Annotated in this window: 15 protein-coding genes and 1 riboswitch; of the genes, 7 read left to right on the plus strand and 8 right to left on the minus strand. The window is 64.3% G+C overall.

The window, feature by feature from the left end; genetic code table 11:
- Positions 1 to 34 precede the first annotated feature (34 nt).
- Positions 35 to 1,744, plus strand: a complete 1,710-nt coding sequence (locus tag LB535_RS13445) for an APC family permease (RefSeq protein ID WP_224632521.1) — start codon at positions 35 to 37, stop codon at positions 1,742 to 1,744.
- A 288-nt stretch (positions 1,745 to 2,032) separates the two neighbouring features.
- Here LB535_RS13445 and LB535_RS13450 read toward each other — a convergent pair whose 3' ends face one another.
- The 4 genes from LB535_RS13450 to LB535_RS13465 all read right to left on the minus strand — a co-directional run bounded on the left by LB535_RS13450 (position 2,033) and on the right by LB535_RS13465 (position 9,399).
- Positions 2,033 to 5,185 carry an efflux RND transporter permease subunit gene (locus tag LB535_RS13450; RefSeq protein WP_224632522.1) on the minus strand — a complete coding sequence of 1,051 codons (3,153 nt, stop codon included), beginning with the start codon at positions 5,183 to 5,185 and terminating at the stop codon, positions 2,033 to 2,035.
- A 312-nt stretch (positions 5,186 to 5,497) separates the two neighbouring features.
- Complete coding sequence (locus tag LB535_RS13455) at positions 5,498 to 6,631, minus strand: efflux RND transporter periplasmic adaptor subunit (RefSeq protein WP_411969570.1); 1,134 nt, start codon at positions 6,629 to 6,631, stop codon at positions 5,498 to 5,500.
- A gap of 83 nt (positions 6,632 to 6,714) precedes the next feature.
- The gene (locus LB535_RS13460) at positions 6,715 to 7,320 is read right to left on the minus strand and encodes a TetR family transcriptional regulator (RefSeq protein WP_140543365.1); all 606 of its coding nucleotides are present in this window, start codon (positions 7,318 to 7,320) and stop codon (positions 6,715 to 6,717) included.
- 438 nt (positions 7,321 to 7,758) lie between these two features.
- Positions 7,759 to 9,399 carry an acyl-CoA synthetase gene (locus tag LB535_RS13465; protein ID WP_224632524.1) on the minus strand — a complete coding sequence of 547 codons (1,641 nt, stop codon included), beginning with the start codon at positions 9,397 to 9,399 and terminating at the stop codon, positions 7,759 to 7,761.
- Between the two features lie 204 nt (positions 9,400 to 9,603).
- Here LB535_RS13465 and LB535_RS13470 point away from each other — a divergent pair, with 204 nt between their 5' ends.
- The 3 genes from LB535_RS13470 (at position 9,604) to LB535_RS13480 (ending at position 14,000) form a co-directional block, all read left to right on the plus strand.
- The gene (locus LB535_RS13470) at positions 9,604 to 10,569 is read left to right on the plus strand and encodes a sugar-binding transcriptional regulator (RefSeq protein WP_224629368.1); all 966 of its coding nucleotides are present in this window, start codon (positions 9,604 to 9,606) and stop codon (positions 10,567 to 10,569) included.
- Between the two features lie 83 nt (positions 10,570 to 10,652).
- Entirely contained in the window at positions 10,653 to 12,707 is a 2,055-nt protein-coding gene (locus LB535_RS13475; protein WP_224632525.1) for a bifunctional aldolase/short-chain dehydrogenase, read from the plus strand.
- A 228-nt stretch (positions 12,708 to 12,935) separates the two neighbouring features.
- On the plus strand, positions 12,936 to 14,000 hold the full coding sequence (locus LB535_RS13480; protein WP_224632526.1) for a D-alanine--D-alanine ligase family protein: 1,065 nt from the start codon (positions 12,936 to 12,938) through the stop codon (positions 13,998 to 14,000).
- Positions 14,001 to 14,055: 55 nt separating this feature from the next.
- On the opposite strand, the gene LB535_RS13485 is transcribed toward LB535_RS13480, so the two are convergent.
- Positions 14,056 to 15,561: a winged helix-turn-helix domain-containing tetratricopeptide repeat protein gene (locus tag LB535_RS13485; RefSeq protein ID WP_224632527.1), complete on the minus strand. Its 1,506-nt coding sequence runs from the start codon at positions 15,559 to 15,561 to the stop codon at positions 14,056 to 14,058.
- A 132-nt stretch (positions 15,562 to 15,693) separates the two neighbouring features.
- On the opposite strand from LB535_RS13485, the gene LB535_RS13490 reads away from it, so the two are divergent.
- Complete coding sequence (locus tag LB535_RS13490; RefSeq protein ID WP_411908991.1) at positions 15,694 to 15,933, plus strand: DUF1127 domain-containing protein; 240 nt, start codon at positions 15,694 to 15,696, stop codon at positions 15,931 to 15,933.
- A gap of 73 nt (positions 15,934 to 16,006) precedes the next feature.
- On the opposite strand, the gene LB535_RS13495 is transcribed toward LB535_RS13490, so the two are convergent.
- From LB535_RS13495 to LB535_RS13505, 3 genes are all read right to left on the minus strand, one after another.
- Positions 16,007 to 17,059: a substrate-binding domain-containing protein gene (locus LB535_RS13495; RefSeq protein ID WP_224632528.1), complete on the minus strand. Its 1,053-nt coding sequence runs from the start codon at positions 17,057 to 17,059 to the stop codon at positions 16,007 to 16,009.
- A 35-nt stretch (positions 17,060 to 17,094) separates the two neighbouring features.
- The gene (locus LB535_RS13500; RefSeq protein WP_224632670.1) at positions 17,095 to 18,090 is read right to left on the minus strand and encodes an ABC transporter permease; all 996 of its coding nucleotides are present in this window, start codon (positions 18,088 to 18,090) and stop codon (positions 17,095 to 17,097) included.
- A 76-nt stretch (positions 18,091 to 18,166) separates the two neighbouring features.
- Positions 18,167 to 19,678 carry a sugar ABC transporter ATP-binding protein gene (locus LB535_RS13505; protein ID WP_224632529.1) on the minus strand — a complete coding sequence of 504 codons (1,512 nt, stop codon included), beginning with the start codon at positions 19,676 to 19,678 and terminating at the stop codon, positions 18,167 to 18,169.
- A 136-nt stretch (positions 19,679 to 19,814) separates the two neighbouring features.
- Between LB535_RS13505 and mtnK the strand changes: the two genes are divergently transcribed.
- Both mtnK and mtnA read left to right on the plus strand, forming a co-directional pair.
- Positions 19,815 to 21,083 (plus strand): S-methyl-5-thioribose kinase, encoded by a 1,269-nt coding sequence (gene mtnK, locus LB535_RS13510; RefSeq protein ID WP_224632530.1) that lies wholly within the window; start codon positions 19,815 to 19,817, stop codon positions 21,081 to 21,083.
- Complete coding sequence (gene mtnA / locus LB535_RS13515) at positions 21,080 to 22,174, plus strand: S-methyl-5-thioribose-1-phosphate isomerase (protein ID WP_224632531.1); 1,095 nt, start codon at positions 21,080 to 21,082, stop codon at positions 22,172 to 22,174. Before mtnK ends, mtnA begins: the two co-directional genes overlap by 4 nt.
- Before the next feature lie 330 nt (positions 22,175 to 22,504).
- A riboswitch (FMN riboswitch) is annotated at positions 22,505 to 22,657 on the plus strand.
- Positions 22,658 to 22,691 lie beyond the last annotated feature (34 nt).

Raw genomic sequence — 22,691 nt, forward strand, 5'->3', positions numbered from 1 at the left:
GGCGGGGAACAACAAAAAGGGGAAGACACAAGATATGAGCACGATAAGCACGGCCCTCGAGCAGCCTGCAGAAAGCAAGCTGCTCAGGCACATCGACTGGCGTGGCGCCTTCTGGGTCGCAAGCGGCGTTCCAGCGCTGGTCCTGTTCTCGATCGGCGGCATTGCCGGCACGACCGGAACACTGGCCTTCCTGATCTGGACGGTATCCATGATCATGGGTTTCCTGCAATCCTTCACCTATGCCGAGATCGCCGGCCTGTTCCCGAACAAATCCGGCGGTGCCTCGATCTACGGCGCCACGGCATGGCTGCGCTATTCCAAGTTCATCGCGCCGCTATCGGTGTGGTGCAACTGGTTCGCCTGGTCGCCGGTGCTGTCGCTAGGCTGCTCAATCGCCGCCGCCTACATCCTCAACGCGCTGGCGCCGATCCCGGCCTTCACCGAGACATCGCCGGAAGTCGTTGCCTACATCGCTGCGCATGCCGGAACGGCGCCCGCCGACGCCATCGCCGCGGTGGCGGCTGCCGCCACGCCCGCGATCCGCACCTGGTCGCTGTTCAGCCACACGCTGGGTCCAGTGTCCTTCACCTTCAACGCCACCTTCTTCATCGGCGCGGTGCTGATGCTGATCATCTTCGCGATCCAGCATCGCGGCATCCTCGGCACGGCCAATGTGCAGAAATATATCGGCCTGCTGGTCATCGTCCCGATGCTGATCGTCGGCGTCGTGCCGATCTTCACCGGCCAGATCGACTGGGCGAACTTCTCGCCGCTGGTGCCGTTGGCGGCCGCCTACGCGCCCGATCCGGGTTCGTGGAACATCGCCGGCTGGACGCTGGTGCTTGGCGGCATGTTCATCGCGGCATGGTCGACCTACGGCTTCGAGACGGCCGTCTGCTACACGTCTGAGTTCAAGAACCCCGGCACCGACACGTTCAAGGCGATCTTCTATTCCGGCCTGCTCTGCATGCTTCTGTTCATCCTGGTGCCCTTCACCTTCCAGGGCGTGCTCGGCCTGAACGGCATGCTGGCGACGCCGATCGTCGACGGCTCGGGCGTCGCCGACGCGCTGGCCGGCATGGTCGGCGGCGGCAAGCTGATCCACAGCCTGCTGGTCATGCTGATGATCCTGGCCCTGGTGCTCTGCATCATGACGGCGATGGCCGGCTCTTCGCGCACGCTCTACCAGGGTTCGGTCGACGGCTGGCTGCCGCGCTATCTCAGCCACGTCAACGAGCATGGCGCGCCGACGCGGGCGATGTGGACCGACCTCTGTTTCAACCTGATCGTGCTGGCCATCGCCTCGGCCGACGCGACGAGCTTCTTCTTCATCCTCGCCGTGTCGAATTGCGGCTACATCATCTTCAACTTCCTCAACCTCAACGCCGGCTGGATCCATCGCATCGACAACGGCCACATCAACCGCCCCTGGAAGGCGCCGACCTGGCTGCTCGGCATCGGCGCGATCTTCGCCTATGTGAACGCCATCTTCATGGGCGCCGGCGCCAAGGTATGGAACCCGATGGCGCTGTGGGCCGGCCTGATCACCGCTGCCTTGATCATCCCGGTGTTCTGCTTCCGCCACTACGTCCAGGACAAGGGCAAGTTCCCCGAACACATGCTGGCAGACCTCGGCATGGCGGGGGCCGACCTCTCGGTCAAGAAGGCGGGTATGCTGCCTTACCTGACGCTGATTGCCGGCGTGGTGGTGATGCTGATCGCCAACTGGGTGTTCGTCATCTGACGCGGCAGCCTTGAAAACAGACGGGCGCGCCTCGGCGCGCCCGTTCTTTTTGCCGATCGCCCCGCCCCGGCGTCAGCCGGCCTTTCGGACCGCCTCGCTTGCAAAGAGCCGATTTTCTGGACGCTTCAGGCCGAGATTCTCGCAGCGTCGAACCTTTATGGCGTTGCTGAGAAAGAATTCTGTTTTGCGGAAGCCTTGCCACAGCGCATTTTTCCGCCCCGCGGACCTTGACGCGGATCATCCGCCACCGGCTTTCGCCGATGGCGGATGATCCAAGGTTGCCACCTTTTATTCCGCAGCCAAGGCCAGCTGCGGTCTTTCGATGCCTTCGACGTTCTCCGGCTCGGGCGCCTGCTCGTCGGTCTTGGCTTTCTTCGGCGCGCGGCCGAAGAACAGGGCGTAGCCGGCCGGCAGCACCAGGATGGTGAGCACGGTGGCGACGAGGATGCCGCCCATCATGGCGTAGGCCAGCGGCCCCCAGAAAACGCCGCGCGAGATCGGGATCAGCGCCAGGACCGCGGTCAGCGCCGTCAGCATGATCGGCCGGAAGCGGCGCACGGCTGCACCCACGATCGCTTCCGATCGCTCCATGCCGGCAGCGATATCCTGGTCTATCTGATCGACCAGGATGATCGAGTTGCGCATGATGATGCCGAGCAGCGCGATGACGCCGAGGATAGCGACGAAGCCGAACGGCGCGCCGCTGATCAGCAGCGCCGCTGCGGCGCCGATGATGCCGAGCGGTCCCGTGGCCAGCACCAGCATCGACTTGCCGAAATGCTGCAGCTGGACCATCAGCAGCACGACGATGACGGCGAGCATGATCGGCGCCTTGGCGGCGATCGAGGCCTGGCTTTCGGCCGAGTCCTCGGCGCCGCCCTGGATCTCGACGTTGTAGCCGGGTGCAAGACCGGCGCGCAGGTCCTTCATGTCGTTGTACATCTTGGTGACGACGTCGTTGGACTGCACGCCGTCCGGCAGCGTGGCGCGCACGCTGATCGTCGGCAGGCGGTCGCGCCGCCATTCGACGCCCTGCTCCATCACCGGCACGACCTTGGCCACTTGCGAGAGCGGCACCGAGCCGCCGAAGTCGGTCGGGATATAGACCGAGTCGACCGAAGAGAGCAGGTGACGGGTCGCCTCCGGCTCGCGGGCGACGATCGAGACGGTCTCCTCGCCGTCGCGGAAGTCGTCTAGCGGCGCGCCGGACATGGTGGCCTGCAGCATCTGGCGGATGCGCTGCGAGGTGACTCCGAGGGCTCGGGCACGATCCTGGTCGATCACCAGCTTCATCGCCGGCACCGGTTCCAGCCAGTCGTCGTGGATGGCGCCGAGCAGCGGATTGGCCTGGAACCTCGCTTTCACCTCGTCGGCGATACGGCGCACCTCCTTGCGGTCCGGGCCCATGACGCGCATCTGCACCGGCCAGCCGGTCGGCGGACCGAGGAAGAGGCGGTCGACCTTGCCGCGGATCGAGGGGAAGTCCTGCGCCAGGATCTTGCGCATCTTGACGATCAGCCGCTCGCGCGCCGGCTCGTCCTTGGCCATCACCAGGAGTTGGGCGAAGTTCGGGTTACGGAGCTGCTGATCGAGCGGCAGGAAGAAGCGCGGCGCGCCTTCGCCGATATAGGTGGCGATGAAGCGCTTGTCCGGATCGTCCGCCATCTTGCTTTCAAACGACTTGGCCTGGTTTTCGACATCCTTGATCGAGGTGCCTTCCGGCAGCCACAGGTCGACCAGGATTTCCGGGCGCGAGGATTGCGGAAAGAAGTTCTGCGGGATGAACTGGAAGGCCCACAGGCTGGTGGCAAAAGTAACCAGCGTCATCACCAAAACGATGATGCGGTGGCGCACGGCCCAGGTGACCGTCGCGCGCAGCCGGCGATAGAAGCCGGTATCGAAGACATCGTGATGAGTGCCGGCATGCTTGCGCTGCTTGAGGATCATGTAGCCCAGCCACGGCGTGAAATAGACCGCGACGAACCACGACACGACCAGCGCGATGCCGACGACATAGAACAGCGTGCGCACATATTCGCCGGCGGTGGAGGCGGCGAAGCCGACCGGGATGAAGCCAGCCGTGGTGATCAGCGTGCCGGTCAGCATCGGGAAAGCGGTCGAGGTGTAGGCGAAGCTCGCCGCCTCGATCTTGACCAGCCCCTCCTCGAGCTTTCGCTCCATCATCTCGACGACGATCATGGCGTCGTCGACCAAAAGGCCGAGCGCAATGATGAGCGCGCCGAGCGAGATGCGCTGCAGGTCGATGCCGATCTCGTACATGATGGCGAAGGTGGCGGCCAAGACGAGCGGGATGGCTATGGCGATCACCAGGCCCGAGCGCCAACCGATCGACAGCAGCGAGACTGCAAGCACGATCAGCAGCGCCTCGCCGAGCGCTTCCATGAACTCGCTCACCGCGTCCTTGACGACCTGGGGCTGGTTGGAGATCTGATCGACCGACACGCCATAGGGCAGCCCTGCCTCGAAACGCTGATAGGTCGCCTCGACATCCTTGCCGACATCCCTGACGTTAAAACCCTTGGCCATGACGACGCCGAGCTGGACGCTCTGATGGCCGTTGAAGAGGTATTTGTTGTCGTAAGGATCCTGGAGGCCGGAAGAGACCGTGGCGATGTTGCCGAGGCGCGTCACCTGGTTGCCCGAGCGCAGCCTGAGCTCGCGAATATCCGCGGCCTTGGTGACATCGCCCTCGACCGAGATGCGCACCGAGCGCAGGCCGGTGTCGACCGAGCCCGCCGGATCGACGGCGTTCTGCCCTTTCACGGCGTTTTGCAGGTCAAGGATGGTCAGGCCGCGCTCGGCCAACGCCTTGGACGAGACATCGATATAGATCTTCTCAGGCTGGTCGCCGATGATGACGGCCTTCTCGACGCCCGGCGTCGTCAACAGCATGTCGCGCGCCTGGATGGCGAACTTCTTCAGCTCCGGATAGGTGAAGCCGTCGCCGCTGATCGAATGGAGCGTGATGAAGGTGTCGCCGAACTCGTCGTTGAAATAGGGGCCTAGCAGGCCCTGGGGCAATTCATTGGAGATGTCGCCGACCTTCTTGCGCACCTGGTAGAAGGCGTCCTTCACTTCCTCGGTGTTGGTGTCGCCCTTGACCTGCAAGGTGATGATGGCGCTGCCGGCGCGGGTGTAGGAACGGACGAAATCGAGGTGCGGCGTTTCCTGCAGCTTGCGCTCGATCTTGTTGACGACCTGATCCTCCATGTCCTGGATCGAGGCGCCGGGCCAGATCGCCTGCACCACCATGACGCGGAAGGTGAAGTCGGGGTCTTCCTTCTGGCCCATGCGCATCAGGCCGAGCGCGCCGGCAAGGATGATCAGCCCGAACAGGAAGCGCGCGATGCTCGGATGTCCGATGGCCCAACGCGAAAGATTGAAGGGCCGCTTTTCAGTGCTGCTGTCGCTGGTGGTCATGGCACACGTCCAGTCCAATTGATCGGCAAGGCACGCTCGCTTGGCATGCCGCTTCCAGTTCGGTGGGCTTCCGGGCGGCGAGACCCCTCAAGCGGAGAGAGCTCGCAAATCGCGCTCGACGCGGCACTGCTGCGGGGGAGCCAACATGCCGGCATCTCACGATCGGGGCGTTCGCCGCCCGGAACCCATGCTTTCCCCGGCCCGCGGCGCAAGCAGCGAGAGCGGGAAAGGCGTTCGTTACGCCTGACTTCAGGTTCTAGTTCGATGCATGTCGTTGTCCCAAAACCGCTTCGCACTTTTGGGCGACAAGCATCAGTGCAGGCTGCTGGTGGTCGCGACGTCGTCCTGCGCCGAGGCGGATTGCTGGGCGTCGCTTGCAAGCTTGACCTTCAGATTCTCGGTCATGAACTGTGTGCCGGCCGCCACCACGACGTCGCCCTGTTTGAGGCCGTCCGCCACGGCGACACCGTCGGCAGTGAAGTTGGCGACCTTGATCGGGCGCGGATGGACTGTTTCGGAGGCGCGGTCGACCGTCCAGACGATCTGCTTGCCATCCTTCTCGGTCATCGCGGTCAGCGGGATCGACACGAGCTGCGCCTTGCTGCCGACGGTTGCCTCGACATTGGCCGTCATGCCGAGCAGCACGCGCGGATCGTTGGGCAGCGAAACCCGGACAGCGAAGGTACGCGACTGCGGATCGGCGCTGCCGGCAACCTCGCGGACCCTGCCGTCAAGCGTCAGCCCTTCGTCCGACCAGAAGCTCGCCTTGACTTCCTTGCCGGGCTTGAACCCTGCAATATCCATCTCCGGCACCGCGATCGAAACTTCCTTCTCGCCGTCCACCGCGACCGTCATGACCGGCGTGCCGGCGCCGACCACCTGGCCGACATCGGCGGAGATGGCGGTGACGATGCCGGCCTGGCTGGCCTTGAGATCGGTGTAATGGACCTGGTTCTGCGCCTGGGCCAGCGTCGAGCGGGCGGCATCGCGCGTCGCCACGGCCTGGTCGTAGGCCAGCCGCGCCTGATCGAGCTGCGACTTCGGCGCGAAGTTCTTGGCATAGAGCTGCTCGGCGCGCTTCCTGGCGAGGTCGACGGTCTCGACCTGGCGCTCGGCGGCGTCGAGGCTGGCCGTAGCGCTCTTGACCGACAGCTCGTAATCGGCAGGATCGACGCGGGCGAGCACATCGCCCTCATTCACGTGCTGGCCGATATCGACCAGACGCTCAGTGACCTTTCCGGCGATGCGGAAGCCGAGATTCATCTCGATGCGGGCGCGCACCGAACCGGAATAGTCGAGCTGGCGAGTGGTCCGCGCCTCGCCGATCTCGACCACCTTGACCGGCCGGACGACTTCCTGAACGACCTCGGCCTTTTCCTGGCTGCAGCCGGCAAGGGCGAGCGCGGCGACGACGACGCCGATGGCGGGAAGGCCGGCGGCCGGCAGCCTGCGGAGGATGGAACTGGGCAAAGACACTTTAGCACTCCCGAACTGGAGATGATCTGCCGACCGCACGCGGCGGACGGCTTCTATTTCAAGGCTCTGATGGCGTAGTCGATAAGTTCGTCGGGCATTGCCCGGTTGGTCTTGGCAAGGCACTGCGCCACCATCTGCGGGTGGCACAGAATGACGGTGGCGGCGCCGAAGCAGCGCGCGGCGGTTTCAGGATCCTGCTGCCTGAACTCGCCTGCCTCGATGCCCTCGCGGATCACCTCGGCGAACAGGTCGTGGATACTGTTGACATGCTTGTCGATGACGGACCAGTCGCGCTCCAGCGCGACGATAACCATCTCATGCACCTTCTGCTCGTCCAGCATGGTCTCGAGCGTCATCTTGTACTGGGCATGAATATAGCGGCTCAGTCGCTCCTCGGCGCTGATCGGGAGGTGCATGATCTCATAGGCCATGTTGTAGCTGGCGCCGAGCATGCGGCCGCAGACGGCCTGGTGGATTTCGACCTTGGAGGCAAAGAAGCGGTAGATGTTGGCGGGCGACATGCCGAGCTCGCGAGCGATGTCGGCAACATTGGTCTTACCGTAGCCATAGTGGCGGAACAGGCGCTCGGCGCAGTCGAGAATGCGGGTCACATTCTCCTGTCTGGCGGGGTCTGCCACGATGTTGGCGGCTTCTGACATAGCGCTTTCGTTTGATGAGTGACGAATTTCAATTTTCATCAGTCGTAAAACGAAAGCGGCGAGGAGTCAACGCGAAATCGACGTACGCGTATAATTTGGTGACAGATGGTGACAGTTGCTAGGTCTGCGGTGAGTACGTTGACGATTAGCCATTGGCGCTGCGACGTCGTCATCCACGGGCGGAGCAAGGAGCGAAGCGACGCGCGCAGACCCGAGGATCCATTCCGTGACGCCGGTCGAAGAACGAAGCAGATCAAGATGTTACGCCGGTCAGCACTTTCCGTCCGCTGCGGCCATTCTCAACCGCCGGAGCGCGGCCGCAAAGTAGCGGCATGGATCCTAGGGTTTCCGCAACGTCGCTTCGCGACTGCTCCACCCTAGGATGACGACGTCGCGGGCGCTGCCGCAAATTGTCGACGTCATGTTGGGAGGAGCGAACTACACCCCCTTCGCCATCTCCCGCAGCCTGAACTTCTGGATCTTCCCCGTCGAGGTCTTCGGGATTTCGGCAAACACCACCGCCTTCGGCACCTTGAAACGCGCCAGCAGCCCTCGGCAGTGCTCGATGATCTCGGCCTCGGTCGCGCTCTTGCCGGGCTTCAGCTCGACATAGGCGACCGGCACCTCGCCCCATTTGTCATCCGCGCGGGCAACCACACCGCACGAGGCAACCGACGGATGCCTGTAGAGAGCGTCCTCGACCTCGATGGACGAGATGTTCTCGCCGCCCGAGATGATGATGTCCTTGGAGCGATCCTTCAACTGGATATAGCCGTCCGTATGCATGACGCCGAGATCGCCGGAATGGAACCAGCCGCCGGCGAAGGCTTCGTCGGTGGCCTTGCGGTTCTTCAGATAGCCCTTCATGACGATGTTGCCGCGGAACATGACCTCGCCGATGGTCTCGCCGTCGGCCGGCGTCTCCATCATCGTCCCGGGATCCATCACCGTCAGACCTTCGAGCGCTGCATAGCGCACGCCCTGGCGCGCCTTCTTCTGCGTCCTCCGTCCCTTCTCCAGCGCGTCCCACTCATTGTGCCACTCGTTGACGACGGCCGGGCCGTAGGTCTCGGTCAGGCCGTAGAGATGGGTGACGGCAAAGCCGGCATCGGCCATGCCGGACAGCACGGCCTCCGGCGGGGGCGCTGCGGCGGTGTTGAAGGTGACGGTCTGCGCGAACTGCCGCTTGTCCTCATCCTTCGCGTTGATCAGCACCGACATGACGATCGGGGCGCCGCACAAATGGGTGACACCGTGGTCGGCGATGGCGTCGTATATCGGCTTTGCCCGCACCCAGCGCAGGCAGACATGGGTGCCGGCCTGCACGGCCAAGGTCCAGGGGAAGCACCAGCCGTTGCAGTGGAACATCGGCAGCGTCCAGAGATAAACCGCGTGCTTGGCCATGCCGGCATGGATGGTGTTGGTGTAGGCCATCAGCGCCGCGCCGCGATGGTGATAGACGACGCCCTTCGGATTGCCCGTGGTGCCGGAGGTGTAGTTGAGCGAGATAGCGTCCCACTCGTCATCGGGCATCGACCAGATAAAGGTCTCGTCGCCGGCCGCGACGAACTCCTCGTAATCAGCTGAGCCGATCCGTTCGCCCTTCGGATAGGGTGCGTCGGCGGCATAGTCCGGATCGTCATAGTCGATGACCAATGGCTTCACCTTGGCCAAGGCCAGCGCGTCCTTGACGACGCCCGAGAACTCGCGGTCGACGATCAGCACCTTGCTGTCGGCATGGTCGAGCTGGAACGCGATGACGGCGGCGTCGAGGCGGGTGTTCAGCGAATGCAGCACCGCCTTCACCATCGGCACGCCGAAATGGGCTTCCAGCATCGGCGGCGTGTTGGACAACATCACCGTCACCGTATCGCCCTTGCCGACGCCGTGCTTCGCGAGCGCCGAGGCAAGCTTCAGCGACCGGCGCCAGAAATCGCGATAGGTGATGCGCTGGTTGCCATGAATGATGGCGATGTGGTCGGGATAGGTCTTGGCCGCGCGCTCAAGATAGGTGAGCGGCGTCAGCGGCTGGTGGTTGGCAGCGTTCCTGTCGAGATCCTGTTCGTAAGGATTGGCCATCCCGTTCTCCCCGATGTTCTTTTCGAGCTTTCTAACCTTAGGCCCGCCGTCACGCTATCCCCCTTCCGCGGCTGAAAATGCTATGCTGCGCCGGCTTGGTGAAATGGCGATCCGGATTGGACCGCGCCGCGAGACGATCGCAGCTCGCGCAGGCAAATTTGACTTTTGTCGAGAGCCGTGACTAATGTCAGCCGAGGAGGCGGCATGGCTATCAGACCGGCAGAACAGCTCATCCACAAGGCCGCCTGGCTTTACTATGCGCATGGCCTGCGTCAGGACGAAGTGGCGAGCCAGCTCAACATTTCTCGCGCCTCGGTCGCCATGTATCTGCGCAAGGCGCGCGAGACCGGCATCGTCAACATCTCGACCTCGACCCAGCTCTTCACCGACGACGTCATGGCGCGACGGCTGGAAGATGCGTTCGATCTCGACGCCGTCTGGATCGCGCCGGAAAATGCCTACCTTGCCGATCCCTCGACCGATATCGCCGTGCTGGCGGCGAGCGTCTTTCTCGAGCTGGTGAAAAAAGGCGACCGCATCGGCGTCGCCTGGGGCCGCACCGTCTACACCATCGCCGACATCATGTCCTATGCCGACCTGCAGGACGTCACCGTGGTGCAGCTCTGCGGCAATCTCGGCGCGCCCTATTCCTACCGGCCCGACCAGTGCACGATGGAGATCGCGCGACGGCTGAATGCCAAGGGCCTCAACTTCTACGCGCCGCTGGTTCTGTCGACAGAAGGCCTGGCGCAAGGTTTGCGTGCCGAGCCGGTGATCCGCGACCAGCTGGCCGGCATCGCCGATTGCGATCTGGCGCTCTATTCCGTCGGCGCGGTCGACGCCGACAGCCATCTGGTGAAATGCGGCGCGCTGTCGGCGGCCGAGATGGAAACGTTGCGGCGCCAGGGTGCGGCCGGCGTCATCGCCGGACAGATCATCGACGCCGGCGGCGAGGTGCTCGACTGCAGCTACAATAGGCGCGTCATCTCCGCCGAGCTCGCCTCGCTGCGCGCCATCGAGAAGCGGCTGATGGTGGTGCAGGAAGATACCAAGTTCGAGCCGCTGCTTGCGGCCATCGCCGGCGGGCTGTGCACGCATCTGGTGGTCGGCGCGCATATGGCCGAGCGCCTGCTTCAGCACGCCGGCGCGGCAACGAAAAAGGCCTCGTAGAAAATCACCCTCGCCGCTTCTGTCATCACGACGTCGCGGCCTTCTGTTCATGAACAAGAAAAGACGGAATCGGACGGATCGACATGCAGAACCTTTGGAATGACGCCGACGCGGAAAAGATGGTTGCCGACTATGCCAGGAAGGGCGTCGGCCGCGACCTTGCGCTGCGCGTCTACACGACCCGACTTCTCGGCGGCGAGCCGCGCCTGGTGCTGCATGGCGGCGGCAACACCTCCTGCAAGACCAAAGCCACCGATCTCGTCGGCGACGAATGGGACGTGCTCTGCGTCAAGGGCAGCGGCTGGGACATGGCGGTCATCGAGCCGCAAGGCCTGCCGGCGGTGAAAATGGGCGCGCTGCTCAAGGCGCGCTCCCTGGACAAGCTCTCCGACGAGGACATGGTGGCGCTGCAGCGCTCCAACCTCATCGATCCGTCCTCGCCCAACCCGTCGGTCGAAACGCTGCTTCATGCCTTCCTGCCGCACAAGTTCGTCGACCACACGCATTCGACAGCGATCCTCGCCATCGTAGACCAGGAAGATAGCAAGGCATTGGTGAAAAAGGTGTTCGGCGACAAGATGGGTTACGTGCCCTATATCAAGCCAGGCTTCGACCTCGCCAAGGCTGCGGCGGAAATCTTCGACGCCGACCGAAAAGTCGAGGGCCTGATCCTCGACAAGCATGGCATCTTCACCTTCGGCGACGATGCCAAACAGGCCTATGACCGCATGATCCACTATGTGACCATGGCCGAGGATTATGTGGCCAAGAACGGCAAGCCGCAGACGGCCAAGGCAGCATTGCCGGCAAAGCTCGCCGAGCCCAGCGACATCGCGCCGACGCTGCGCGGCGCAATTGCCGTGGCGCGCGGCGAAGGCCGCTTCGACCGCATGATCAGCGACTTCCGCACCTCGGACGCGATCGTCGACTTCATCAATTCCGCCAAGATCGCCGAGTTGGCCGGGCGCGGGGTATCGACCCCGGACCTGTCGATCCGCATCAAGACCGGACCGATGGCGGTACCGGCGCCCGACGCCGACAAGCTCGGCGACTACAAGGCCGCCGTCCGCAGCCATGTCGATGCCTTCGTCAAGGACTACACCGCCTATTTCGAGACCAATGACGCGCTGGACGATGTCAAGCGCACTATGCTCGACCCGATGCCGCGCCTGACTCTGGTGCCGGGCCTCGGCATGTTCGGCCATGGCCGCACGCTGAAGGATGCCAAGATCGCGTCGGATGTCGGCGAGATGTGGATCGAGGCGGTGCGCGGCGCGGAAGCGATCGGCAATTTCCATCCACTCTCCAAGGCCGACCTCTTCCCGCTCGAATACTGGTCTCTCGAGCAGGCCAAGCTCGCTTCGAACAAGCCGAAGCCGCTGACCGGCCAGGTGGTGCTGATCACCGGCGGCGCCGGCGCCATCGGCGCCGCGACGGCAAAACTGTTCGCGGCCAATGGCGCGCATGCCGTGATCGTCGATCTCGACCCAGCCAAGGCAGCGGAAGCAGCGAAGGCGGCCGGCAACAACTCGATCGGCGTCGGCGCCGACATCACCAAGCCGGCCGAGATGCGCGCCGCTTTCGACAAGGCGGTCGCCATCTATGGTGGCGTCGACATCCTGGTCTCGAATGCGGGTGCAGCCTGGGAAGGCCGCATCGGCGAATTGGACGACGCGACGCTGCGCAAAAGCTTCGAGCTCAATTTCTTCGCCCACCAGTCGGCGGCGCAGAATGCGGTGCGCATCATGCTGGAACAGGGTACGGGCGGCGTGCTCCTCTTCAACACCTCCAAGCAGGCGATCAATCCCGGCCCGAAATTCGGCGCCTACGGCATTCCGAAAGCCGCGACATTGTTCCTGTCGCGGCAATATGCGCTTGACTACGGCGCCTATGGCATCCGCTCCAACGCGGTCAACGCCGACCGCATCCGCTCGGGTCTCTTGACCGACGCGATGATCGCCAGCCGTTCCGGCGCGCGCGGCGTCTCGGAGAAGGAGTACATGTCCGGCAATCTGCTGGGACAGGAAGTGACGGCCGACGACGTCGCGCAGGCCTTCCTGCACCAGGCGCTGGCCGAGCGCACCACGGCGAATGTGACAACGGTGGACGGCGGCAACATCGCGGCTGCGCTGCGCTGATGATGTAAAGGCAGGCACTGGAGCGGTTCATCGTTTTCGCGAAACGACGAGCCGCTCCATGTCCCATTGTCTTGACGCAGTTTGAACCGAAGGCCTTTGGCGCTTCTGCTGAAGAACTGCTCGAACCCGTCAAAATCCACACCAATCCTTCGCGTATTGCTCAGCCAGTTTAAGGGCGCCTCGTGTTCGCATGCGGGGCTCCAACCCTGATCATTGGTGGAGCTCCAGATGGCGGCGAAAAGACTTCGTATTGGCGTGCTCTTTGGCGGGCGCTCCGCCGAGCATGAAGTATCGCTGCTTTCAGCAACCAACGTCATGGCTGCCTTGGACCCGGCGAAATACGATGCCGTTCCGATCTTCGTCACCCGCGAAGGGCAATGGCTGCTGAGCCGCTTTGAGGACGGCGCGCTGGCGACGCCGTCGGCCGGCACGCAGCTCTGCCTGGTGCCGGGCGGCCATGGACGGGTGCTGGCGATCCCTGCCGGCGGTGTGCCCCACGACCTGCCTCCCATCGATATCCTGTTTCCGGTCCTGCACGGCCTGCATGGCGAGGACGGCGCGGTGCAGGGCGTGGCCGAGGTGGCGCGCGTGCCGCTCGCCGGCTGCGGCATCCTCGGCTCCGCCACGGCGCTCGACAAGGACATCGCCAAGCGGCTGCTGAAGGCGGCCGGACTGCCTGTGGCGCGCTCGGTGACGATCAATGAAGGTGCCGCGCCTCCGCTCGCCGAACTGGAAGACCAGCTCGGCCTGCCGCTGTTCATCAAGCCGGCGCGGCAGGGCTCGTCGGTCGGCGTCGCGAAGGTCAATGCCAGCCAGGAATTGGACCACGCGCTGGCGGAAGCATTCCAACATGACCGCAAGCTGCTGGCGGAGGAATTCGTCCGTGGCCGAGAGATCGAATACAGCGTGCTGGAGAGCCCCGCGGGCGAACTCTTCGTCTCACGGCCGGGCGAGATCGTGCCTGCGGAGAGCCACGGTTTCTACAACTACAACGCCAAATATATCGACGAGAACGGCGCGGCACTCATCGTGCCAGCCGAGCTGCCGCAGAAGGTCGAGGATGCCATGCGCGACGCGGCTGCAAGGGCGTTCAGGGCGCTCGGCTGCGACGGCATGGCCCGCGTCGACTTCTTCTTGATGCCGGACATGAACTTCCTGATCAACGAACTCAACACCATTCCCGGCTTCACCAACATCAGCATGTACGCCAAGGCCATGGCGGCGAGCGGCGTCAGCTATCCGGAGGTCATCGACCGTCTGGTGGCGCATGGGCTGGCGCGCGCCGGCCGGTGAAAAAGACCCTGAGGATTCGAAATCTCGGCAGCGGCCGGTTGGCCGCGTCGCCGCATCACTCCGGCAGGCCGGCCTTGCGGAAGCCGTCGACGAAATGCTCAAGCATCGCGTCGTCGCGGAACGGCTCCGTCTCGACCCAGCGCTGCGTGGAGAAATGCGGATTGCCGACGAGGAACAGCGCGACCTCGGTGCGCGCCTCGTCGAGACGGCCGAGCTGCGCCAGGCTTGCCGCCAGAAAGCGGCGCGAGCTTGTGCGGTAGGTCTCGTCGCGGCGCAGCGTTTCGACGGCGGCTTCGTAGTCACAGGCCGCATACTGTGCCTGGCCGAGCGTCAGATAGTACCAGCTCGGCGGAAAGGGGTTGAGCCGGAAGGCCTTGCGGATGTGCTCCAGGCCCTCGCTTATCCGCCCGCCCAGCACGTCGATATCGGACAATGTCGCCCAGATATCCGCCTCGTTCGGGTCGAGCTCGATCGCCTTGGCGAATTCCGCCTCGGACCGTTCGAAATCGCGTTCATAGGCAAGAAGGTTCGCCAGAACCCAGCGGCAACCGGCATCGTTGGGATCGATCGCCACAGCCTTGCGCGCCAGTTCCAGGGCCGTGCTGCGGGCAGGCTCGAACGGCTCGCCCCAATGCACCCAGCCCATCCAATGGTTCATGGCCAGCCAGCGATAGGCCTCCGCGTAGTCCGGGTCGAGCGAAACCGCGCGCGTCAGCATCAGATGCGCTTCGCGCGCCATTTGCGGCGACTCGTCGAACAGTTTTCGCGCCCGCACGACGAGATCATAGGCTTCGAGACTCTTCGGCCGGTTGCGCTCCGGCAGCGCGCGCAGCCGCCCGAGCAGCGCCTCGACGATCTTGGCCGTCGCCTCGTCCTGAACGGCGAAAATGTCCTCAAGACTGCGATCGAAACGCTCCGCCCAGAGATGCTCGCCGCTCAGCGCGTCGATCAGCTGGGCATTGATGCGCACCCGCCCCGCGGCGCGCCTGGCGCTGCCTTCCAGCAGGTAGCGCACGCCGAGCTCCCCGGCGATGGCGCGCACGTCCATGGCCTTGCCCTTGTAGGCAAAGACCGAGTTGCGCGCGATGACGAAGAGGCCCGGTATCCGGGAGAGATCGGTGATCAGGTCTTCGGTCAGGCCGTCGGCGAAAGAGTCCTGCTCGGGATCGCTGCTCAGATTGACGAAGGGCAGCACGGCGATCGACGGCTTGTCGGGCAGCGGCAAAGGTTTGCGTGTGGCGTCGGGCCGTTCGACGGTGCCGGTGAAGCGATAGCCGACGCGCGGCACTGTGGCGATCCATTCACCGCCACCGGTCGCCGGACCAAGCAGTTTCCTGAGCTGCGCGATCTGGACGGTGAGATTGCCTTCCTCGACTGCCATGCCAGGCCAGGCCGCATCCATCAGCTCGGCCTTGGCCAGGATTTCGCCCGGGCGCACGACGAGCGCTTCCAGCAGCTTCAGCCCGCGATGGCTGGCGGCGACGGGAACATCGCCCCGGAGCAGCGTTCCCGCGCCTGGATCAAGCACGAACGGTCCGAAAGCAAAGCGCGATCCCTGCATGCGGCGATCTATAGCCGATTTGGAAGTTTTGAGAACTATTTGGGACGGCTTAATTACGCCGCCGGCCGCCTGCGGCACACTGCAATCTCAATCAGGTCGAGGGTTCAAAACCCTCATTCGATGGAGGTTGCCATGAACGATAGCTTCACGCCCTCTACGTGTCTGGCGGCGGCACCGGCAATGCACTCAAGGCGCGGGCGCTTCAGCCTGGCGGCCTTGCGCAGCCTTATCGCCGAGCGGCGCAAGCAGGCCTATTTCCGCTTCGAGCTCAAGCGCATGGCGACGGACAATCCGCATCTGATCGACGACATCGGCCTGACGAGAAAAGAGGTCGAGGCGGAGATCGCCAAGCTGCCCTTCTGGCAGCGATAAAACCGCCTTGGGCGGGCCGAAGGGCAGAGAGCGGCCCGTTGGACCGCTCTCTTCATTTGCGACCGTCCGAACCTTACTTGGCGTTCGGGTTCGGCATCCAGGCCGGCATCGCGACATCGGCATGGGCGAACTGCGGCAGCTTGGCCGACAGGTCCTCCATGTTCTTGATGTCCTTGTCGATCAGCTCCTTCTGGGTGATCAGCGTCGGCGGCACGATGACGTTGTGGCCGGGATCTTCGCCGGCAAGCAGTTGCGCCAGCGCGCGCACCGAGACCTGGCCGACGACGGCGGGGTTGGTGGCGGCGGTTGCCGCCCAGGCGCTGTCCGGTTCGCGCATCGCGGCGATGTCCGAGGTCGAGATGTCGGCCGAATAGATCTTGATGGCCTTGTTCAGGCCCGCCTCGTCGACGGCGATCTTCACCCCCTTGGCGAACTCGTCATAGGGCGCGAACATCACCTTGATGTCGGGATGCGCCTGCAGCACCGAGCGTGCCTGGTTGGCGACGGAGTTGGCGATCGGATTGTCGAGCGTGCCGAACATGGCGACCTCGCTGATGCCCGAATACTTCTTCTTCACGTCGACCCAGGTCTCGTTGCGGCGGTCGAGCGGGGCGATGCCGGCGACATAGACATAGCCGGCCTTCCAGCTCTCGCCATTGTCCTTTACCGCCTGCTCGAGCGCGAGCTTCGCCAGGTCGCGGTCGGACTGCTCGACCTGCGGGATCTTCGGGTTCTCGACATTGACGTCGAAGGCGACGACCTTGATGCCGGCATCGACCGCGCGCTGGGCGGCGTCCTTCATCGATTCCGTCAGGCCGTGCTGGATGATGATGCCTTGCACGCCGAGCGCGATCGCCTGGTCGACCATGTCGGCCTGGAGTGCTGCGTCCTGGCGGCTGTCCAGCACGCGCAGGTCGACGCCGAGCGCCTTGGCTTGCGCCTCGACGCCGGAGAGATAGGCCTGGAAGAAGTCGCCGGTCGACAGATAGCGCACCAGCGCGATCTTGACGCCGGGCTTGTCGAACGGCGCCGGACGGTCCGCGGCAAGCGCCGTTCCCTGCATCAGCAGCGCCGCGCTGGCGAGGCCGAGTGCCGCCTTCCCCAAAAGTCTTCTTGTAATGCTCACTTCGTTTTCCTCCATTTGTTATGCCCCGGTCGAAACTATCTCTTGCCCCTGCCGGAAAGGGCGAAGGTGAAGACAAGGGCGACGACAAGCACCGCGCCCTTGACGAAATCCTGCGTATAGTAAGGCGCGTTCATCATCGTCAGGCCTTGCAGCAGGACGCCGACGAACACCGCGCCGACGGCGGTGCCGAAGGCGTTGGGCTTGGCGGCGCCAAGCACAGCGTAGCCGATGAGCGCCGCCGCGACTGCGTCGAGCAAGAGATTATTACCCGAGGCGATGTCGCCGCGTCCAAGCCGGGCGGCGAGCAAAATCCCGCCGATCGAGGCAAAAACTCCCGAAATGACATAAGCCCAGATTTTGTATGCCTTGACAGGCGCGCCGGCGAGCTCAGCCGCCCTCTCATTGCTGCCAACGGCATACATCATGCGGCCGAAGCGGGTGTATTCGAGGAAGAACCAGATCAGCGCCGCAAGCACGACCAGGACCACCACCGAGACCGGGATCAGGTTCGGCATGAAGAAGTCGATGCGGTGACGGCCGAGCGCCAGGAAAGCCTCCGAGAACTTGCCGTTGGCGACCGAACCGTCGGGCATGGTCATGCCGGTGGCGATCGAGCGGCCTTCCGTCGGAATGCGCTGCAGGCCGAGCAGCAGGAACATCATGCCGAGCGTGGCCAGCAGGTCGGGCACCCGCATATAGACGATCAGCCAGCCATTGATCAGGCCGACGATGACGCCGATGACAAGGCAAGCCATGACGGCGACGATCGCGTTCTGCTCCAGCACGACCATGGCATAGGATGCCGCCATCATGGCGCTGGTGGCGACCGAGCCGATCGACAGATCGAAGCCGCCGACGACGAGCGTCGCGGTGACGCCGAGCGCCAGCACGCCGGTGATGGCCACCGACTGGAAGATGAAGACGGCGCTCTGCGGCGATGCAAAACCATCAGCGGCAACTGCGAAATAGGCAATCAGCCCGACCAGCAAGACGATGAAGCCGTAGCGGATGGCGTAATCGCGCAGTGTCATCGAACGCTCCCGCGCCGTTGCCTTGCCCGCCAAACTGGAACTCATGCCTGCACTCCGGGTCTCGTCATCTGCGATCTCACGCTGCGCTGTGAAGCGGTCCGCCGGCCACTTCCGCCAGCAGCCGGTCGAGATCGATGTCATCGTTGCGGTGCTCGCCGACGATCGTGTGTTCCGACATCACCAGGATGCGGTCGGCGGTCTCCAGCGCCTCGTCGAGCTCGGTAACGAAGATCAGCGTCGCGCGGCCGTCGGCGCTTGCCCTCAGCTTGGCGGCGATGTCGCGACGCGCTGAAATGTCGACACCCTGGAAAGGCTCGTCGAGGATGAAGAGGCGCGAGGCCTGCGACATCCAGCGCGCCACCATCACCTTCTGCTGGTTGCCCCCGGACAGCGCAGAGAGTTCGTCCCTCTCCGAGCGGCAGACGATACCTAGCTCGTCGATCTGGCGGCGGGCGGCGATGCGCTCGGCGCGCTTCTTCATGACGCCGAGGCCCGACATGCGTTTGAGGAACGGCAGGCTGATGTTGCGTTCGATGTTGAAGCCGCCGACGATGCCGCTCGCGGCGCGGTCCTTGGCGACCAGGAAGACGCCGGCGGCGATCGCCTCGCGCGCCGAGCCCGGCGCGTAGGGCTTGCCGTCCATATGCATGGTGCCGGCGAGCGGCCGGCGCACGCCGAACAGCGTTTCCGCCAGCGCCGTCTTGCCGACGCCGACAAGGCCGGTGATCGCCACCACCTCGCCGGCGCCGAGCGTCATCGAGATCGGCCGCGAACCTTGCGCCAGCCGCAACCCTTCGGCGGAGAAGACGGCTCGGGCCGAGCTTCTGGCAACCACCCTGTCGAGATGGATCTTGCGGCCGAGCATGGCGTTGACCGCGCCCTCATAGTCGAGCGGCTTCCGGTCGAAAATGCCGGAGACCACGCCGTCGCGCATCGACACGATGCGGTCGGCCAGTCGCCTGATGTCGGACATCCGGTGCGAGATATAGAGGATGGCGACGCCCTGGCCGCGCAGCCGATCAATGAGCGAAAACAGCCGATCGGCCTCGGCGCTCGATAGCGAAGAGGTCGGCTCGTCGAGGATCAGGACCTTAGGCCGATGCGCCATGGCGCGGGCGATGGCCACCATCTGCCGATCCGCCAACGACAAGTCGCTGACGCGCGCCTTGAGGTCGATGGCAAGTCCCATGCGGTCGGCGACGGCTCTCGCCTCGGCGCGGACATCGGCAGGCTTGAAAAGCAACGACGCGCCTTTGCCGCTTAGCCGGTCGAGCGTCAGATTGGTGGCGACGTCGAGGTCGGCGACGACGCCGTCGTTGATGTTCTGGTGCACGGTGACGACACCGGCGCGAATGGCTTCGGCGGGCGTCTGCGGGTCGAAGGCCTTGCCGGCAAGCCGCATCGAGCCTGCGCCATGTTCGTAGACGCCGCTGATGATCTTGACCAGGGTGGATTTGCCGGCGCCGTTGGCGCCCATGAGCACGGTCACCTCGCCCGCAAAGAGGTCGAGCGAGATGCCACCAAGCACCTCGTTCTGGCCGAAGGATTTCCTCAGGCCCTCCACATGGAACACGGCATCTGCGCCCATCCATTCCTCCCGGATCGTGACGCTATGGGCTCATTCGGCAATTGTCAACACGATTGACATTTGCCAGAGCGCTTCCTAGCTTGGCCCCGCCGCTGTGGCTCCGCTATCGTCGGAAACCACGCGCAGGAGGGAGAGCATGACCGGGAACTTCGAAGCATTGTCGGCGGAAACGCTGCCGAAGCGCCTTGGCGAGACCGCGGCGCTGACGGAGCGCATCGGCAAGGACACCAGTCGCTGGAAGGTACAGGAGGTCGGCGACGGCAATCTCAACCTCGTTTTCATCGTCGAAGGCGACAAGGGTGCCGCGGTGGTCAAGCAGGCGCTGCCCTATGTGCGGCTGGTCGGCGACAGCTGGCCGTTGCCGCTCAAACGCTCCTTCTTCGAATATCATGCGCTGACCAGGCAGGAGCGCCGTGCGCCCGGCTCGGTACCGGCGATCTACCATTTCGACGAGACCCAGGCGCTGATCGTGATGGAGTATCTGGCGCCGCCGCACATCATCCTCAGGCGGGCGCTGATCGACGGCCGCGAACTGCCGAACATCGCACGCGACATCGGCCTGTTCATGGCGCGCACGCTGTTCCGCGGCTCCGATCTGTCGATGGCAGCCAAGGAGCGCAAGGCCGATCTTGCGCTGTTCGCCGACAATGTCGAGCTGTGCGACATCACCGAGAACCTGGTGTTCTCCGACCCCTATTTCGACGCCAAGATGAACCGGCATACCTCGCCGCAGCTCGACGGCCTGGTCGCCGAGCTGCGCGCCGACCGCGACCTCAAGGTCGAGGCGCAGCGGCTGAAGCATCTGTTCGCCGCCAATGCCGAGACGCTGCTGCATGGCGACCTGCATTCCGGCTCGATCATGGTGACCGACAGCGAGACCCGGATGATCGATCCGGAATTCGCCTTCTACGGCCCGATCGCCTTCGATGTCGGCATGCTGCTCGCCAATTTCTGGATGGCCTTCTTCTCGCAGCGCGGCCATGAGGAGAAAGGCGGCAGGGACTCGATGCGCGCCTATCTGCTCGGTGTCACGGCCGAGACCTGGGCCACCTTCCGCGCCGAGTTCGCGCATCTGTGGCGCACCGAGCGCACCGGCATCCTCTATCAGAAGAGCCTGTTCGAGGATCAGGGCGACCAGCTCGGCGCCGAACAGGCGCTCGACCACGTGCTGCATTCCATCTGGACCGACCTGCTCGGCTTCGCCGGCATCGAGGTGCACCGGCGTATTCTCGGCCTCGCCCACAATGCCGATTTCGAGACCATTGCCGATCAAGACCTGCGCGCCAGATGTGAGGCCAAGGCTTTGCGCTTCGGCCGCCACATCGCCGTCAACCGGCGCCAGATCCACAGCATCGACGAGGTCAACAATCTGGCCGCGCTGATCGAACAGGAGAAGAGCCTTTGAACGTCGGCAAACGCCACTACCGCACCATCTGGCTCAGCGACGATAAGCGCTCGGTCGAGATCATCGACCAGCGCTGGCTGCCGCATGAATTCCGCATCGAAAAGATCGGAAGCGTCGCCGGCATCGCCACCGCGATCCGCGACATGTGGGTGCGCGGCGCGCCGCTGATCGGCGTCACCGCGGCCTATGGCGTCGCCATCCAGATGAAAGACGATCCGTCGGACGAAGCGCTCGACGCCGTCTGGGAGACGCTGCATAAGACGCGGCCGACGGCGATCAATCTGCGCTGGGCGTTGGACGAGATGCGCCGGCACCTAAAGCCGCTCGCGTCTGCAGAGCGTGCCGAAGCGGCCTACAGCCGGGCCGCCGAGATCGCCGATGAGGATGTCGGGCTGAACCGCGCCATCGGCGAAAACGGGCTTGCGATCATCAGGCAGATCGCGGCACGCAAGCAGCCGGGCGAGAGCGTCAACATCCTCACCCATTGCAATGCCGGCTGGCTGGCGACGGTCGATTACGGCACCGCCACCGCGCCGATCTACCTGGCGACCGAGGCCGGCATTCCGGTGCATGTCTATGTCGACGAGACGAGGCCGCGCAACCAGGGCGCCCAGCTCACCGCCTGGGAAATGGCGGGACACGGCGTACCGCACACGCTGATCGTCGACAATGCCGGAGGCCACCTGATGCAGCGCGGCGACATCGACATGGTGATCGTCGGCACCGACCGCACCACGGCCGATGGCGACGTCTGCAACAAGATCGGCACCTATCTCAAGGCACTCGCGGCCGCCGACAACGACGTGCCCTTCTATGTCGCGCTCCCCTCGCCCACCATCGACTGGACAGTGGCCGACGGGCTCGCCGAAATCCCGATCGAGCAGCGCTCGGGCGACGAGGTATCGCTGGTCTGGGGAAAGACGGCCGACGGAAAGGTCGCGCAGGTGCGGGTCTCACCGGATGCGACACCGGCGGCCAATCCGGCATTCGACGTGACGCCGGCGCGGCTGGTGACAGGGCTGATCACCGAGCGCGGCGTGGCCAAGGCCTCGCGCGAGGGGCTGAAGGCGATGTTTCCGGAACGGGGGTGATTAGCTAATCTTTTCCCTCGTGGGCAGATGTCCGGCAGGACAGGTGGGGGCACTGTCCGCCGACGTATCTATGCTTGGGTTCCTCGCCCCGCCAAAGGCGGGGAGAGGTGGCCGCGAAGCGGACGGAGAGGGGCCTTCGTAGGGCGCTCCCCTCTCCGTCTCGGCTTCGCCGAGCCACCTCTCCCCACATTCGTGGGGCGAGGAACCTTGGTCCTGTCCCGCCGCGATCTTTCGCGCCCCCTCTGCCCTGCCGGGCATCTCCGCCTCGAGGGGGGAGATTAGCTAGTCGCCAATTGACAGCGCCACCCTGCTCTCTCATAAAACCTGCGTTAATGTTCTCAGGGCGGGGTGAAAGTCCCCACCGGCGGTAAGGGCGATTTCGATCGCTCAAGCCCGCGAGCGCCTTCCGCGTAAACGGAAGGGTCAGCAGATCCGGTGTGATTCCGGAGCCGACGGTTAAAGTCCGGATGGAAGAGAACGCACGCAGAAGACGGTCCGCTGGCGCGGGCCGGGTTTT

The sequence above is a fragment of the Mesorhizobium sp. CA10 genome (assembly GCF_020165285.1).
In the GTDB taxonomy this organism is placed as follows: Bacteria; Pseudomonadota; Alphaproteobacteria; order Rhizobiales; family Rhizobiaceae; genus Mesorhizobium.